Here is a 15,208-nt window from a genome sequence, read left to right as displayed (position 1 = left end):
GAACTGCAGACACTCCTCGCCCTCTGGGCCGGCGCCTGCCCCACCTGCCACCGCGACATAACCACGGCAATACAAACCTGACCAAGCCCTACTAGCCCTTGACGCAGATGAACTGCTTCAGCTTGGCCACGACCTCCACGAGGTCACGCTGCTGCTCCATCACCTGGTCGATGTTCTTGTAGGCGCCCGGAATCTCGTCGAGGACGCCGGAGTCCTTCCGGCACTCCACGCCTCGCGTCTGCTCTTCCAGATCCCGCACCGTGAAGCGCCGCTTTGCCGCATTGCGGCTCATCCGACGACCTGCCCCGTGCGAAGCCGAGTTGAAGGCCTTCTCGTTACCGAGCCCCTTCACGATGTACGAACCGGTGCCCATCGAACCGGGAATGATCCCGTACTCACCGGAGCCCGCGCGGATCGCTCCCTTACGGGTGACCAGCAGATCCATGCCCTCGTACCGTTCCTCGGCCACATAGTTGTGGTGGCAGCTCACCTCGGGCTCGAAGGTCACCTTCGCCTTCTTGAACTCCTTACGGATCACGTCCTTCAGGAGCGCCATCATGATCGCGCGGTTGTACTTGGCGTACTCCTGCGCCCAGTACAAATCGTTCCTGTACGCCGCCATCTGCGGGGTGTCCGACACGAAGACGGCGAGGTCACGATCGACCAGGCCCTGGTTGTGCGGGAGCTTCTGCGCGACGCCGATGTGGTACTCGGCCAGTTCCTTCCCGATGTTGCGGGAACCGGAGTGCAGCATGAGCCAGACCGAGTCCGACTGATCGAGGCAGACTTCGATCATATGGTTGCCGCCTCCAAGCGTCCCCATCTGCTTTTCCGCTCGGTCCTTGCGGAACCGCACTGCCTCGGCCACCCCGTCGAACCGCCCCCAGAAGCCGTCCCACCCACCGGTCGAGAACCCGTGCAGCCGCCCCGGATCGACGGGGTCCTCGTGCATCCCCCGCCCCACCGGAACCACCTGCTCGATCTTCGACCGCAGCCGCGACAGATCCCCCGGCAGGTCGTTCGCCGTCAGTGACGTCTTCACCGCCGACATCCCGCACCCGATGTCGACCCCCACCGCCGCAGGACACACGGCCCCCCGCATGGCGATGACCGAGCCGACCGTCGCGCCCTTGCCGTAGTGCACGTCCGGCATGACCGCCAGGCCCTTGATCCACGGCAGGGTGGCGACGTTGCGGAGCTGCTGCAGGGCCACGTCCTCGACCGTCGCGGGGTCGGTCCACATGCGGATCGGGACCTTCGCGCCGGGCATTTCCACGTACGACATGTCTTCCTCATTCCCCCGGAAATACAACAGAAGTCTTAACGAGCGTAAATCGCAAAAGCGGCGCCAAGGTCGACGAAAAGGGACAACGGACCGGCGTCCACAGCAGTGCGTGCGATACACATTGTCTCCAGGGGGCGTCCCGCCGCGGCAAGCGAATTACCAGCGGGGACACTGGAGCACCGACCGCCCGGAACATCGTCGAGAGGAGCCTCACCGTGCAGCGGAAGGCGTACGTAACCGGCACCGCCGCCCTCCTCGCGGCTCTGCTGGCCGGCTGCACGAGCGGCTCGGACGACACGGGCTCGACGGACAACGCGAACCCGGGTGACGCGGGTACGGCGACGGCGGTGGCGCAGCCCGGCAAGTACCGCACGCTCCCGGAACCCTGCGCCGCGGTCAGCCACGGCAGCCTCGACTCGCTCCTGCCCGGCATCAAGCAGATCGCGGATCAGGACCAGCGGGACAGGGCGTACCGGGGCGAGGCGACGCTCACGTACGACACGGACCGCAAGGTCGGCTGCCGCTGGAAGGTCGACTCCACGGACGCCATCGATCATCTCCTGGTCGACTTCGAGCGGGTGGTGTCGTACGACAACGCCGTCAGCGACGACAGTCAGGCGGAGAAGCTCTTCGCCGGCAGGGAGACCGCGGCGGACCTCCCCGAGCCCGAGACCTCGACGCCTGGGACGGCTTCGGGGTCCGCCTCCGGGTCTCCTTCCGCGTCCTCGTCCGTGTCGGCCGCCGGCGGCGAGTCGACGTCCACGGTGGCGCCGTCCTCCACCGCCTCTCCCTCCGGCGCCTCCAGCAGTTCCTCCGGGGCCACCCCGTCCGGTCTCCAGCCCCGCACCCTGGACGACGTCGGCGACGAGGCGTTCCTCGACGACGAGCTGACGAGTTCCGGTTCGACGGCCGAACAGCGAACGGTGACTGTGGTGTTCCGCACGTCCAACGTGATCGTGACCATCGAGTACGCGGAGCAGCCGACGGCGTCCGGAGTCGTGCCGGACAGTGAGGAAATGCAGGACAGGGCCCGTAATCTGGCGGCCCAGCTGGACGATGCGCTGGGCGGTTAGGGGTGCCGGAGGGCCCTTCGGGGGCCGTGCGCGAAGCCCGTGAACCGGAACCGCACAGCTCGCTCACCGCGTACCGTGACCCATCGGACCCGATCCGACCGCAGGAACCACGAGCGTCATGAGTGAAGGAACCATGCAGCGAGCAGCCCAGCGAGACGACCAGCGTGCCCAGCGAGCCAAGCTCCTCTCCCGCCTCCTTGTCGGCGCGGCGGCGGTCCCCCTGATGCTCGTCGCCGCCGGCTGCTCGTCGGACTCCGGCTCCGACGACGGTGCGAAGGGCGCGGGGCAGACGGCCGGGGACGGCGCGGGCAGCGCGTCCGCGAGTGCCTCTCCGACCGTGCAGGCGGCCGCGTACGCGAAGTTGCCGGAGCCGTGCGCGGTGCTGTCGAAGAAGACTCTGGGCGAACTCGTCCCGAAGGGTGCCAAGTCGGGCAAGGAGGGCACATCGAGTGATGTCTCGTCCCGTGCCAGCTGCTCGTGGAGCAGCCTCGACAACAACGGTGTGAAGGGCTCGCAGTTCCGCTGGCTCAACGTCTCGCTGCTCCGTTTCGACTCGGACGCCAACCGCGGTTCGGGCGAGAAGCAGGCCGAGGTGTACTACGCGGACCAGGTCAAGGCCGCGAAGTCGGTGACGGGCGCGAAGAACAGCAAATCGGAGCCGGTGGCCGGGACGGGCGACGAGGCGACGCTGGTGCGCTACGACCTGAAGAAGAAGGAAGGCGGCTTCAAGCAGCAGACGGTGGTCACGCGCGTGGAGAACGTCGTCGTCACCGTCGACTACAACGGCGCGGGCCTGGCGGGCGAGAAGACCCCGAGCGCGGACGGCCTGACGAAGGCCGCGGAGAAGGCGGCCAAGGAGGCGGTGGCCGCGGTGTCGGCAGCCAACGGGCAGGGCTCGGGCGGCAGTTCGGAGACGGGCTCGGGCTCCGGCTCGGACAAGCCGAGCACCTCGCCCTCGAAGTCGGCGTCCCCCTCGGCGTCGGCGTCCGCCTCGAAGAAGGCGTCCGCGAGCGCTTCCCCGTCGAAGTCGGCAGCCAAGAAGGGCTGACCGGCGTCACGTTCGCCGTACAGGTGTGCCACCCTGTTGCGCGCAAGAACACGCAATGGGAGGGGAGTACGAGTGGCCGCGCCACTGCAGCTGACTCGGATGCACCGCGTTCTCATCGGCGTGGTCGTGACCGGCGCCGTGATCATCGCCGGCATCGGCTTCGCCGGTTCCTACTCGGCCGTCCGAGCGCTGGCCATCAAGAAGGGCTTCGGGAACTTCTCCTATGTCTTCCCGATCGGCATCGACGCGGGCATCTGTGTCCTGCTGGCCCTCGACCTGCTGCTGACCTGGATCCGCATCCCCTTCCCGCTCCTGCGCCAGACGGCGTGGCTGCTGACGGCGGCGACGATCGCCTTCAACGGCGCCGCCGCCTGGCCGGATCCGCTGGGTGTGGGCATGCACGCGGTGATCCCGGTCCTGTTCGTGGTCGCCGTCGAGGCCGCCCGGCACGCGATCGGCCGCATCGCGGACATCACCGCCGACAAGCACATGGAGGGCGTGCGCCTGACGCGCTGGCTGCTCTCCCCGGTGCCGACGTTCCTGCTGTGGCGTCGCATGAAGCTGTGGGAGCTGCGCTCCTACGACCAGGTCATCAAGCTGGAGCAGGAACGTCTCGTCTACCGGGCGCGGCTGCGCTCCCGCTTCGGCCGGGCCTGGCGGAGGAAGGCTCCGGTGGAGTCCCTGATGCCCCTGCGCCTGGCCCGCTACGGAGTGCCCCTGGCGGAGACGGCTCCGGCGGGCCTGGCGGCGGCGGGCATCGAGCCGGCGCTGCTTGCGTCGGCGCCGGCGCAGGCGGCGCTGGCGGCAGGGGGCGCGCCGGAGATCGCGGCGGCGGGCGCGGGAGCGCCACGGGTGGGCGCGGCACCACTGAGCGGGCAGCGCGTCCGTCCCGGCGCCCCCGGCCCAGGGCACCCGGAAATCCCGGAGGACCCCGAAGCCAGCCCCTGGTTCCAGGCCCCCCAGCAGATCGACTACCACGGCGGCTACGACCCCACGTACGACCCCTCCTACGACCCCCAGTACGTCCCGGAGGAGCAGTACGAGGACTGGTACGAGGAACAGCAGCCGGACCAGTTCCAGCCCCCCTCCCCGGAGGAGACCGGCAGCTTCCCCATCCCGTCCGGCCCGAACCGCACCCGCCAGCTCGGCGAGGGCGGCGGCACGCCACCCCCGGAGCCGGACGAGGAGGCCTACTACCAGGTCTTCCGCCAGTCGATAAACGGCAGCTACCCGACACCCGGCCAGTTCATCGACAACGTGGCGGCGGAGTTCGGCATCAGCCTCGCCGAGCCGGACGCCAAGCGCATGGTCAACCGCTTCACCAACCGCTTCAACGCGGAACTGGAAGAAGACCACATCGCGTAGGACAAAGCATCGCGTGAAACCGACGAGGGGCCCTCTCACGAGGGCCCCTCGTCGTGGAACCGGCCTTGGGGATCCTTACTCCCCGAGCAGGGCCCGCACCCGCTCCTGCCCCACCGCCAGCAGCAGCGTGGGCAGCCGCGGACCGGTGTCACGCCCGACGAGCAGGTGGTAGAGCAGGGCGAAGAAGGACCGCTGGGCGGTCTTGATCTCCGGCGGCAGCTCCTTGGGCGTGGCGTCGGCGGAGAACCCGGCCTGGACCTTGGGCACGCCGTAGACGAGGTGGGTCAGCCCGTCCAGCGACCAGTTGCCGGCGAGCCCGTCGAGCAGCAGCCGCAGCGACTGCTGGGCCTGCTCGTCGAGGGACTTCAGCAGTTCGACGTCGGGCTCGTCGCGGACGATGGTGCGCTGGTCGGCCGGGACCTGGGTGTTGATCCAGGCCTCCGCCCTGTCGTACCGGGGCCGGGCCTCGTCCAGGGAGCCGAGCGGGTTGGCCGGGTCGAGCTCGGACAGGATGCGCAGGGCCTGGTCCTGGTGGCCGGCGGTGATGTCGGCGACGGAGGCGAGGGTGCGGTAGGGCAGCGGGCGGGGCGTCTTCGGCAGCTCACCGGCGGCGGTGCCGATCGCGCGGGTGTACGCGGCGACGTCCGCCGGGAGGGCGGAGCCGTCGGCGACCTTGGCCGCGAGCTTGTCCCACTCGTCGTACAGCCGCTGGATCTCCTGATCGAAGGCGATCTTGAAGGACTGGTTGGGCCTGCGCCGGGCGTAGAGCCACCGCAGGATCTGCGGCTCCATGATCTTCAGCGCGTCGGCGGGCGTGGGCACGCCACCGCGGGACGACGACATCTTCGCCATGCCGGAGATGCCCACGAAGGCGTACATCGGGCCGATGGGCTGCTGCCCGCCGAAGATCCCGACGATCTGGCCGCCGACCTGGAACGAGGACCCCGGAGAGGAGTGGTCGACACCGGACGGCTCGAACACGACCCCCTCGTACGCCCACCGCATCGGCCAGTCGACCTTCCACACCAGCTTGCCGCGGTTGAACTCGCTGAGCCGGACGGTCTCGGAGAAGCCGCAGGCGGTGCAGGTGTAGGCCAGCTCGGTGGTGTCGTCGTCGTAGGAGGTGACGGTGGTGAGGTCCTTCTCGCAGTTGCCGCAGTACGGCTTGTACGGGAAGTACCCGGCGACGCCGGAGCTGCCGTCGTCCTCGCTCGCCGCGCCGGAGCCCTCCGCGGCCTCCAGCTCGGCCTCGTCGACGGGCTTCTGCTGCTGCTTCTTCGCGGCGGCCTTGGGCTTGGTCCGGTACTGGGCGAGGATCGCGTCGATGTCGCCGCGGTGCTTCATGGCGTGCAGGATCCGGTCCCGGTACACCCCGGAGGTGTACTGGGCGGTCTGGCTGATCCCGTCGAACTCCACACCCAGCTCGGCCAGCGACTCGATCATCGCGGCCTTGAAGTGCTCGGCCCAGTTCGGGTGCGAGGACCCCTTCGGCGCCGGGACGGACGTCAGCGGCTTGCCGATGTGCTCCTCCCAGGTGTCGTCGACCCCGGTGATGCCCTTGGGCACCTTCCGGTAGCGGTCGTAGTCGTCCCAGGAGATCAGGTGCCGGACCTGGTACCCGCGCCGCCGGATCTCGTCGGCGACGAGGTGGGGCGTCATGACCTCGCGGAGGTTGCCCAGGTGGATGGGGCCGGAGGGCGACAGCCCGGACGCGACGACGACCGGTTTGCCCGGGGCCCGACGCTCCGACTCCTCGATGACCTCATCCGCGAAACGGGAGACCCAGTCGGTGGTCTCGGTGCTCTGAGCCACGATCGGCACGTCCTCTTGTTCTTGAACTGTGGGAGTCACGAAGTTCTGGCATCCCCATACTCCCAGACGGGCCCGCGACCAAGAAAACCGCTTTACCCACCGTGGGATACTGGGCGTGTCTATCCATCCCCACGAGGAGAACGGCACCCATTCCTATGGCCTCGGTCACGTCCCTCAGCGACACCGTCCAGCAGCACCTCACGTCCGCCATCTCCGCTGCCCTGCCGGAGGCCTCCGCGGACCCGCTGCTGCGACGAAGCGACCGGGCCGACTTCCAGGCCAACGGGATCCTGGCGCTCGCGAAGAAGGCGAAGGCGAACCCGCGGGAGCTGGCGACGCGGGTCGTCGAGCGGGTGGAGTCCGGTGACGTGATCAAGGACATCGGGGTCTCCGGCCCCGGCTTCCTGAACATCACGATCGCCGACAAGGCGATCACGCGGAACCTGGCGGCGCGCTACGCCGACGACACGGGCCGCCTCGGCGTCCCCTGTGCCCCGAACCCCGGTACGACGGTCATCGACTACGCCCAGCCGAACGTGGCGAAGGAGATGCACGTCGGCCACCTGCGCTCCGCGGTGATCGGCGACGCGGTGGTCCAGCTCCTGGAGTTCACCGGCGAGAACGTCGTCCGCCGCCACCACATCGGCGACTGGGGCACCCAGTTCGGCATGCTCATCCAGTACCTGGACGAGCACCCGCACGAGCTGGACCACAAGGCGGGCCAGGTCACGGGCGAGGAGGCGATGTCGAACCTCGACCGCCTCTACAAGGCGGCGCGGAAGCTGTTCGACTCGGACGAGGAGTTCAAGACGCGGGCCCGGCGCCGGGTGGTCGACCTCCAGGCCGGCGACCCGCACACCCTCGCGACGTGGCAGAAGTTCGTGGACGAGTCGAAGATCTACTTCTTCTCCGTCTTCGAGAAGCTGGACATGGAGGTCCGCGACCCGGACATCGTCGGCGAGTCGGGCTACAACGACATGCTGGCCGAGACCTGCCGCCTCCTGGAGGAGTCGGGGGTCGCGGTCCGTTCCGAGGGCGCCCTGTGCGTGTTCTTCGAGGACGTCAAGGGCCCCGACGGCAACCCGGTCCCGCTGATCGTGCAGAAGTCGGACGGCGGGTACGGCTACGCGGCGACGGACCTCTCGGCGATCCGCGACCGCGTCTTCAACCTGAAGGCGAACACGCTGCTGTACGTGGTGGACGCCCGCCAGTCCCTGCACTTCCGGATGGTCTTCGAAACGGCACGCCGGGCGGGCTGGCTCGGCGAGGACGTGAAGGCGCACCAGTTGGCCTTCGGCACGGTCCTCGGCAAGGACGGCAAGCCGTTCAAGACGCGTGAGGGCGAGACGGTCAAGCTGGAGGACCTCCTCGACGAGGCGGTCGAGCGGGCGACGGCCGTGGTCCGGGAGAAGGCCGAGAAGGTGGGCCTGACCGAGCAGGAGATCGAGGAGAACGGCCGGTACGTCGGCATCGGCGCGGTGAAGTACGCCGACCTGTCGACGTCCGCGGTACGGGACTACAAGTTCGACCTGGACCAGATGGTCTCGCTGAACGGCGACACGTCCGTCTACCTCCAGTACGCGTACGCCCGTATCCAGTCGATCCTCCGCAAGGCCGGCGAGGCCCGCCCCACCGCCCACCCCCAGCTGCCCCTCGCCCCTGCCGAACGCGCGCTCGGCCTCCACCTGGACCAGTTCGCCGAGACGGTGCTGGAAGTGGCGGCGGCGTACGAGCCCCACAAGCTCGCGGCGTACCTCTACCAGCTGGCGACACACCTGACGTCCTTCTACGACCAGTGCCCGGTCCTGAAGGCGGAGACCCCGGAGCAGGTGGAGAACCGCCTCTTCCTGGTCGACCTCACCGCCCGGACCCTCCATCAGGGCATGGCCCTGCTGGGCATCCGGACGCCCGAGCGCCTCTGAGCGGGTGCGGGTGCGGCCTTTGCGGCCCCGACGGTCGGAGAGTGACCGTCGGGGCCGCCCGCTCACCAACAAGCGCCCACCCCACCTCCCGCTCCCGGCGAGTGCCTCGGAACGTGCTCACCACGACTCGCCACGCCCCACTGTCAGTGCCTGCCCCTACAGTCACCGACATGGCGACCCTTCCCAACCCGCTGCCCAAGCTGGCCACCGACCCGAGCGGTCGTTCCCTCGGGCTCTCGCTCCCTCCCGGCAGGCTGATCGACTCGACGGACGAAGGCCCCTGGCACGAACCGCTGTTGTGGCATGCGGAGAAGCAGGCCGCGCCCGGCACGTGGAAGGCTCTGGGCGTGCCGGCCGCGCGGGCGGGGCTGCTGCCGGTCCTCGTGGACGTGGGCGGGTCCGGGGGCCGGCCGGTGGACTGGGAGTTGATGCCGGGGGAGATGACGTATCCAGGTGATCACGATGCCGACGACGTCCTCGCGGAGTACTGGGAGGACAGCGCGGCGGACGAAGTCGCCGAGGTACTCGCGCCGTTCGGGCCGGACTGGCCCGGCCTCGCGCCCGCCGGCTCCACCACCGCCGACCCGGACACGCGTGCCGCGCAGCTCGCCGACTCGCTGACGGACGGAACGCGGCCGTGGTTCAAGGACCCCCGCCTGGCACTGGTCCCGGCACGCCGGTCCGCCGACATCCCGGCGGCGATCGGCTGGACCGGCCCGCTGAACCACGAGAACGACGTGGCCCGCCTCTGCGCGGTGCTGCGCTCCTGGGAGGACCGCTTCGGCATACGGGTGGTGGGGCTGGACTTCGACCAGTTGGTGCTGTCCGTCGCGGCTCCGCCGGCCACCCTGGCGGAGGCCGAGGAGGTGGCGGCGGAGCACTTCGCCTTCTGCCCGGACAACATCACGCAGGGCCCCGGCGACCTGCGCGTGTACGCCGAGGACCTGATCGGCGAGCACACCTGGTCCTTCTGGTGGGACTGACCACCGGTCGGGCTCCTGCTCGCCGCCACCGCGCTGACGCGCACACGTGACGAGGGGCCGTCCTGGCGGTCTCTCAGTCCGCCGCCCTCCACGCGGAGCCGCCGAGCGGGAACTCGTAGACCGGGCGGCCGTTGTTGCCGCTGGTGCGGAAGGGGCGGCCCTGGTCGTCGATGCGGAGCGTGCCGTGGCGGGAGCCGCTGGACCAGTTCAGCACCAGGGTCCAGCTCACGTCGTACGCGGAGGCGTCGGCCTTGATGTAGAAGACCTCCGGGTCGGACTCGCTCACCTTGAAGGGGAAGTCGCGGTGGCCGGCAACGGGGGCGACAGCGGGGCGCAGCGCGTCGAGGGCCACGGTGAAGGACCGGGTGGGTACGCTGCCGCCGCAGCCGACGCCCGGGTAGCCCATGGCGTAGTCGTTCCAGGCGAGGGGCGAGCGCCTGGTCACGGACACGACGGTCAGGCGGTCGATGACCACGGTCGCCTTGCCGGTGCCCTGCACGGTGAGCGTGACGTACTGCTCCCCCGCCGACACGGCCCCGTGTGCCGCCACCCAGGCTGCCGCGTCGCCCTCGCCGGGCGGCGGGGCGACCCGGCCCGGTTCCCTGTCGATGAGGTAGTGCTGGTCGCAGGGGGTTTCCCAGGTGTAGGGGCGGGTGGTGACCGTCAGCGGCACAGGGTCGGTGGCGGCGCCCTGGGCCTTGGGTTCGTCTCCGCCGGCAGCCGGGGTCGACGCGGCCGGGGAAGCACCCGAGGCAGCCGTCGAGCGGGACGCGGATGCCGTGGGTGAGGTGGGGTGTGAGGTGTGGGCGCCGGGGGCCGTCGTCGAGGGTTCACCGCCGGCCCCCGCCCGGTCCTGTGCCGACGCCGCCGCGACCGGGCTGTCGTGGCCGTCGTCCGAGCCACCGGAGGGAAGCGCCACGGCCAGCGTGACGGCCCCGAGGACGGCGGCCACCGCTATGCCGGTGACAACGGCGGTACGGCGGCGACGGCGGACGTCCGGGACCGTCCCTTCCGTTACCGCCAGCCCCGCCTCTCCCTCCCCCGCTTCCTCTTCCCGGTCCTCGTCCACCGTCGGCGGGGCTGCGACCGCCTCGGCCTTCCGCCCCCGCAACGCATCCGCCAGCACCCACCTGCGGTGCAGCTCGACCAGCTCTTCGGGCGTGGCCTTGCAGAGCCGGGCGAGGCGTTCGACGGGCGCGTAGTCCGTCGGTACGGCGTCGCCGTTGCAGTAGCGGTGCAGTGTCGACGTACTCATGTGGAGCCGTTTGGCGAGTGTCCCGTAGCTGAGCCCGGAACGGTCCTTCAACTCCCGCAGCAGCTCGGCGAAACCGCCCCCCGCAGCGCCTTCCGACACGCTTCCTCCATCCCCCATGTCCCATCCCCGCGTTCCAGGGGAGGGTTGTTTCCCCAGGTCAGTGGCGGTGTGGGCGTTCCAGTGTCCCTGATCGTCCGCCGGGTGTGGCGGACGGGACGGATCGCTCCACAGGCTGTGGCCATCCAAGCACGCCGCTCCCGCCGGCCGGTCGAGCGGCGGCGTCAATCAGCCTTCTCGGAAGAGGACTTGTCATGCGTATCCGCCGTACCCGCCCTGCCCACCGCCCCTCCCTGCTCGCGGTCACCGGCGTCGCCCTCGCCGCGCTCGCCCTCACGGCGTGCGAGGACGGGACGGGCACGAAGGACGAGGGGGGTCGAGCCCGGCCTCCTCCTCTGCGTCCCCCGCGTCGGCGAGCCCGGCCGCCTCGGGGGGCTCGGCGTCCTCCCCCGCGACCTCCGCCGCCAAGTCGTCGTCCGCCGGAAAGTCCGCCTCCAAGGCCCCGGCGACAGCGACCCGGGCGCTGTGCAACGGCTCGAACACCACCGTCACCGCCCAGCCGCTCTCCCGCCCCCTGAACCACATGCTGCTGACGGTGAAGAACACCGGCAGCAAGACCTGCGACCTGACCTACTACCCCGTCCTCCGCTTCGACGAGATGCAGTGGGTGCCGCAGGCGGCCAAGGAGACCCGGCCGCAGGCCGTGACGACGCTGGCACCCGGTGAGTCCGGCTACGCGGGTGTGCTGCTGTCCGCCGCCGACGGCAGCGGCGACGGCGGCACGACCGGCCACAAGCTCACGGTCGCCTTCCAGGGCACGACCCCGAACAGCAGCGGGGGCGCGTCCGCCACGCCGTCGCTGCCGGCGAAGGGCGTCTACTACGACAGCTCGCTGACGGTGACGTACTGGCAGCGGAGCATGGAGGACGCCATCAACTGGTAACGGTGACGGTCAGTCACCCTGGCGCAGCGTCTGGGCGGCCTCGGTCGCCCAGTACGTGAGGATGTTCCGCGCCCCGGCCCGCTTGATCCCGGTGAGCGTCTCCATGATCGCCCGGTCCCGGTCGACCCAGCCCTTCTCGGCGGCGGCCTCGACCATCGAGTACTCGCCGGAGATCTGGTAGGCGACGACGGGCACGTCCACGGCGTCCGCGACACGGGCGAGGATGTCGAGGTAAGGGCCGGCGGGCTTGACCATCACCATGTCGGCGCCCTCCTCCAGGTCCAGGGCCAGCTCCCGCAGGGACTCACGCCAGTTCGCGGGATCCTGCTGGTAGGTCTTGCGGTCGCCCTTCAGCGACGAGCCGACCGCCTCGCGGAAGGGGCCGTAGAAGGCGGAGGAGTACTTGGCGGTGTAGGCGAGGATCGCCACGTCCTCGCGGCCGATCTGGTCGAGGGCGTCGCGGATGACGCCGATCTGGCCGTCCATCATGCCGCTGGGGCCCACCACGTGGGCGCCGGCGTCGGCCTGGACCTGGGCCATCTCGGCGTACCGCTCCAGGGTGGCGTCGTTGTCGACCCGGCCCTGCTCGTCCAGCACCCCGCAGTGCCCGTGGTCCGTCGTCTCGTCGAGGCACAGGTCGGACATCACCAGCAGGTCGTCCCCGACCTCGGCCCGGACGTCACGGAGGGCGACCTGGAGGATCCCGTCCGGGTCGGTGCCCGGCGTGCCGAGGGCGTCCTTCTTCTCCTCCTCCGGCACCCCGAACAGCATGATCCCGGACACCCCGGCCTCGACCGCCTCCAGCGCGGCCTTCTTCAGGCTGTCCCGCGTGTGCTGCACGACCCCCGGCATCGCCGTGATCGGCACCGGCTCACTCACACCCTCCCGCACGAACGCGGGCAGGATGAAGTCGGCCGGGTGGAGTCGGGTCTCGGCGACCATACGGCGCATGACGGGCGTGGTCCGCAGACGCCGGGGACGCGTGCCGGGGAAGGATCCGTACTTCGTCATACCGTCTACGCTACGCCCGCCATTCCGGTGCCTTTACCGACGCGGAGTCGGCCCCCGACTCTGCTTTGACGAGGCGCAGGTCGGGCCCGGGTCCGTTTCAGAACGATCGCCTCGCCTTCAACTGGCGCGATCATCCAGACCGGCACCGAGTCTTACCGGCTCGGCCATACCAAAGCACAGGCCGAACGAGCAGCCACCGGCTGACCTCCCACCCGGTGGAGGCGTTCACCGCCGAGCGGGGTCCGGGCCGATCCAGCCGGCAGTCCCGACACAGGCCTCGTTGCCTTCCGGGTCGGCCAGCACCCAGTGCGACGGAGCATAGGCATCGTTCACTACCTGGCCGCCGGCAGCGACGGCTGCCGCTATACGCGCTTCGGCCTGGTCATAGGGCACCCAGACGTCCACATGCACCCGGTTGCGCTGCGGGCGCGGTGCGTCCATCTGCTGGAAGTAGAACGGCGCTCCGCGGCGCTGCGGGTCGATCAAGTCCTCAGAGCTGTTCGCTCGATCGGCATAGCCGAGCAGGGCACGCCAAAACCGCACCACATCCGGCCCGGCTAGAGCGTCGACGGTGACCTGGACGGTTTGCACGGTGGACGGGTCCGCCGGGAATCCGAGCGTGCGTGCCACGGCCGAGATCTGCCGGGCCAGTTCAACGTCCCGCTCGCTCAGCCCGTAGAAGTCGTCGGTGAGCGTTATGAGGCGCACGGTCACGCCGTCGTATCGCACATCGATGTCGGGGTGCCCGGCTTCGACCTCGGGCAGTTCGCTGATCGCCTGAACGAGTCTCGCGTCGGCGGTCAACGACCCAGCGCGGAAGTACGCACAGGCTCCCTCACCCAGGACACGCCAGTCTTCCAGTCCAGCAGTCTCATGGAACTGCTGCGGCCGGACTCGCTCGATCTTGCCCTCCACGTAAGTCATGCGATCAACCTAGTGGGCGGAGCTGACAACGCCCCTGCGTTCGCGCGGCTGACAGAGGTCCGGTCACCGGCCGAGGTCCAACTCCGCCAGCAGTTGCTCCGTCGCCAGCAGCCTGGCCAGCCGGGCTCCGCGCCGGGTCGCGGACAGAGGCACCGAGAAGCGCGGCTCGGTGGGCGTGGATTCAGGTGTCGGCGCCGTAGCGGAAGTGCCGGTTCGGGTGATTTCTTCAGTCACGTCACTCAGCGTGTTCGTGCGTACCTAGCCTGTGAAGAGCCGGTGTCCGTGCGGACGCGACCGTCCGGACCCGGCCCGGCTTCTGTCCGGACTGTCCGTAGTGACGACGGGCGCGTGGCCGAAGTTGGACACGGAGGTTTCAGCGAGGGGCGGTAATTGGGCGTGAGCGACTGGAACGCAGAGCCGGAGGACGACGAGGCCGGGGCCGTGATGCGGGCTGTGGTCCGGCAGCTGAGGCTGTGGCGGGAGGCCGCCGGGATGACCCAGGCGGAGTTCGGAGCGGCCATCGGGTACGGGCAGGAACTGGTCTCGTCCGTTGAACGGGGGCGCCGGATCCCCCGGCCCGAGTACCTGGACGCGGCGGACGAGGTCCTGGGCGCGGGCGGCAAGATCGCGGCGATGAAGGGGGATGTGGCGGAGGCGCGGTACCCGAAGAAGGTGCGGGACCTGAAGAAGCTGGAGGCGGAGGCGGTCGAGCTGTGCGCGTACAACAATTCGGTGATCCATGGGTTGTTGCAGACGGAGGAGTACGTGCGTGCGTCAGTCGCCACCCGACGGCCTCCGTTCGCGGAAGACGAACTGGAGCAGCACGTGGCAGCACGTCTGGCGCGCCAGGACATCTTCGCTGGGCCAGCACCCATGCGCGTCTTCAGCTTCGTCCAATGCGAGTCGACGCTACGCCGTCCCATCGGTGGGAGGATGGTCATGCGAAGGCAGCTCGAACACCTGCTGGAAGTGTGCCAGTTGCGGAATGTCGACCTGCAAGTCCTGCCTCTCGACCGAGAGGACAACGCCGGCCTGGCGGGCTCGTTCAGGCTGCTCAGGCTCCGGGATGGCAGCACTGTGGGACACAACGAGGTCCAGCTCGTCAGCCGTGTGATCACAGACCCGAAAGAGGTTCAGGTGCTCGACATCCGCTATGGAATCATCCGGGCACAGGCTCTCACTCCTCGGGAGTCACTGGCCTTCATCGAGAAAGTGCTGGGAGAGAAATGATCCGCAAGCCTTCAAAGGAAGACGGACCTGCGCTCGGCTGGATAAAGAGCAGCTACAGCACACCTGACGGACCCGACTGCGTCGAGGTCGCCCCCACCCCCGACACCATCCTCGTCCGCGACTCCAAGAACCCCCACGGCCCCCGCCTCACCCTCGCCCCCACCGCCTGGGCGACCTTCCTGCCGTACGCCTCCGGGGAGTGACGGAGCCGCCCCCGCGACACCGGCGAGTCCCAGCCCCCCGCCCCGGCGGAAACGCGTGGTGGCGGGACGCGCCCGTACGGCACGCCCCGCCACCACC

The 15,208-nt window shown here is 69.6% G+C and carries 12 protein-coding genes and 2 pseudogenes; 8 read left to right on the top strand and 6 right to left on the bottom strand.

Annotated elements, in window-relative coordinates; translation table 11 throughout:
* Nucleotides 1-91 precede the first annotated feature (91 nt).
* Entirely contained in the window at nt 92-1,285 is a 1,194-nt protein-coding gene (locus tag ACIBBH_RS40610) for an RtcB family protein (protein WP_399413749.1), read from the bottom strand.
* A gap of 215 nt (nt 1,286-1,500) precedes the next feature.
* Here ACIBBH_RS40610 and ACIBBH_RS40605 point away from each other — a divergent pair, with 215 nt between their 5' ends.
* The 3 genes from ACIBBH_RS40605 (at nt 1,501) to ACIBBH_RS40595 (ending at nt 4,771) form a co-directional block, all read left to right on the top strand.
* Nucleotides 1,501-2,358 carry a DUF3558 domain-containing protein gene (locus ACIBBH_RS40605; protein WP_399413747.1) on the top strand — a complete coding sequence of 286 codons (858 nt, stop codon included), beginning with the start codon at nt 1,501-1,503 and terminating at the stop codon, nt 2,356-2,358.
* A 118-nt stretch (nt 2,359-2,476) separates the two neighbouring features.
* A complete protein-coding gene (locus ACIBBH_RS40600) occupies nt 2,477-3,406 on the top strand; it encodes a DUF3558 family protein (RefSeq protein WP_399413746.1) in 930 nt (309 codons plus the stop codon).
* Between the two features lie 99 nt (nt 3,407-3,505).
* Complete coding sequence (locus ACIBBH_RS40595; protein ID WP_399413753.1) at nt 3,506-4,771, top strand: DUF2637 domain-containing protein; 1,266 nt, start codon at nt 3,506-3,508, stop codon at nt 4,769-4,771.
* A gap of 75 nt (nt 4,772-4,846) precedes the next feature.
* On the opposite strand, the gene lysS is transcribed toward ACIBBH_RS40595, so the two are convergent.
* A complete protein-coding gene (lysS, locus tag ACIBBH_RS40590) occupies nt 4,847-6,592 on the bottom strand; it encodes a lysine--tRNA ligase (RefSeq protein WP_399413744.1) in 1,746 nt (581 codons plus the stop codon).
* Between the two features lie 146 nt (nt 6,593-6,738).
* Here lysS and argS point away from each other — a divergent pair, with 146 nt between their 5' ends.
* A complete protein-coding gene (gene argS / locus ACIBBH_RS40585; protein WP_399413742.1) occupies nt 6,739-8,505 on the top strand; it encodes an arginine--tRNA ligase in 1,767 nt (588 codons plus the stop codon).
* 170 nt (nt 8,506-8,675) lie between these two features.
* A complete protein-coding gene (locus ACIBBH_RS40580) occupies nt 8,676-9,488 on the top strand; it encodes a DUF4253 domain-containing protein (RefSeq protein ID WP_399413740.1) in 813 nt (270 codons plus the stop codon).
* Nucleotides 9,489-9,561: 73 nt separating this feature from the next.
* On the opposite strand, the gene ACIBBH_RS40575 is transcribed toward ACIBBH_RS40580, so the two are convergent.
* Nucleotides 9,562-10,842, bottom strand: a complete 1,281-nt coding sequence (locus ACIBBH_RS40575) for a helix-turn-helix domain-containing protein (RefSeq protein WP_399413738.1) — start codon at nt 10,840-10,842, stop codon at nt 9,562-9,564.
* A gap of 212 nt (nt 10,843-11,054) precedes the next feature.
* Here ACIBBH_RS40575 and ACIBBH_RS40570 point away from each other — a divergent pair.
* Nucleotides 11,055-11,743, top strand: a pseudogene (locus tag ACIBBH_RS40570) (DUF4232 domain-containing protein).
* A gap of 9 nt (nt 11,744-11,752) precedes the next feature.
* On the opposite strand, the gene hemB reads toward ACIBBH_RS40570, so the two are convergent.
* From hemB to ACIBBH_RS40555, 3 genes and pseudogenes are all read right to left on the bottom strand, one after another.
* Nucleotides 11,753-12,754: a porphobilinogen synthase gene (gene hemB / locus ACIBBH_RS40565; RefSeq protein WP_399413735.1), complete on the bottom strand. Its 1,002-nt coding sequence runs from the start codon at nt 12,752-12,754 to the stop codon at nt 11,753-11,755.
* 225 nt (nt 12,755-12,979) lie between these two features.
* The gene (locus ACIBBH_RS40560) at nt 12,980-13,678 is read right to left on the bottom strand and encodes a VOC family protein (RefSeq protein WP_399413733.1); all 699 of its coding nucleotides are present in this window, start codon (nt 13,676-13,678) and stop codon (nt 12,980-12,982) included.
* Nucleotides 13,679-13,768: 90 nt separating this feature from the next.
* A pseudogene (locus ACIBBH_RS40555) lies at nt 13,769-13,900 on the bottom strand (ATP-binding protein); the annotation flags it as partial.
* Between the two features lie 174 nt (nt 13,901-14,074).
* Between ACIBBH_RS40555 and ACIBBH_RS40550 the strand changes: the two are divergent.
* Nucleotides 14,075-14,908, top strand: coding sequence for a helix-turn-helix transcriptional regulator (locus ACIBBH_RS40550; RefSeq protein WP_399413751.1), 834 nt, complete (start codon nt 14,075-14,077; stop codon nt 14,906-14,908).
* Nucleotides 14,905-15,111, top strand: coding sequence for a DUF397 domain-containing protein (locus ACIBBH_RS40545; protein ID WP_399413731.1), 207 nt, complete (start codon nt 14,905-14,907; stop codon nt 15,109-15,111). The genes ACIBBH_RS40550 and ACIBBH_RS40545 overlap by 4 nt, the downstream gene beginning before the upstream one ends.
* The last annotated feature ends 97 nt before the right edge of the window (nt 15,112-15,208 follow it).

Source organism: Streptomyces sp. NPDC051636, assembly GCF_044453765.1.
Classification (GTDB): Bacteria; Actinomycetota; Actinomycetes; order Streptomycetales; family Streptomycetaceae; genus Streptomyces.
This window is presented reverse-complemented; position numbering and strand designations above follow the sequence as displayed.

Coding starts and splice junctions, on each gene's coding strand:
- ACIBBH_RS40610 (WP_399413749.1), bottom strand. CDS start 1,285: ATGTCGTACGTGGAAATGCCCGGCGCGAAGGTCCCGATCCGCATGTGG.
- ACIBBH_RS40600 (WP_399413746.1), top strand. CDS start 2,477: ATGAGTGAAGGAACCATGCAGCGAGCAGCCCAGCGAGACGACCAGCGT.
- ACIBBH_RS40595 (WP_399413753.1), top strand. CDS start 3,506: ATGCACCGCGTTCTCATCGGCGTGGTCGTGACCGGCGCCGTGATCATC.
- argS (WP_399413742.1), top strand. CDS start 6,739: ATGGCCTCGGTCACGTCCCTCAGCGACACCGTCCAGCAGCACCTCACG.
- ACIBBH_RS40580 (WP_399413740.1), top strand. CDS start 8,676: ATGGCGACCCTTCCCAACCCGCTGCCCAAGCTGGCCACCGACCCGAGC.
- hemB (WP_399413735.1), bottom strand. CDS start 12,754: ATGACGAAGTACGGATCCTTCCCCGGCACGCGTCCCCGGCGTCTGCGG.
- ACIBBH_RS40560 (WP_399413733.1), bottom strand. CDS start 13,678: ATGACTTACGTGGAGGGCAAGATCGAGCGAGTCCGGCCGCAGCAGTTC.
- ACIBBH_RS40545 (WP_399413731.1), top strand. CDS start 14,905: ATGATCCGCAAGCCTTCAAAGGAAGACGGACCTGCGCTCGGCTGGATA.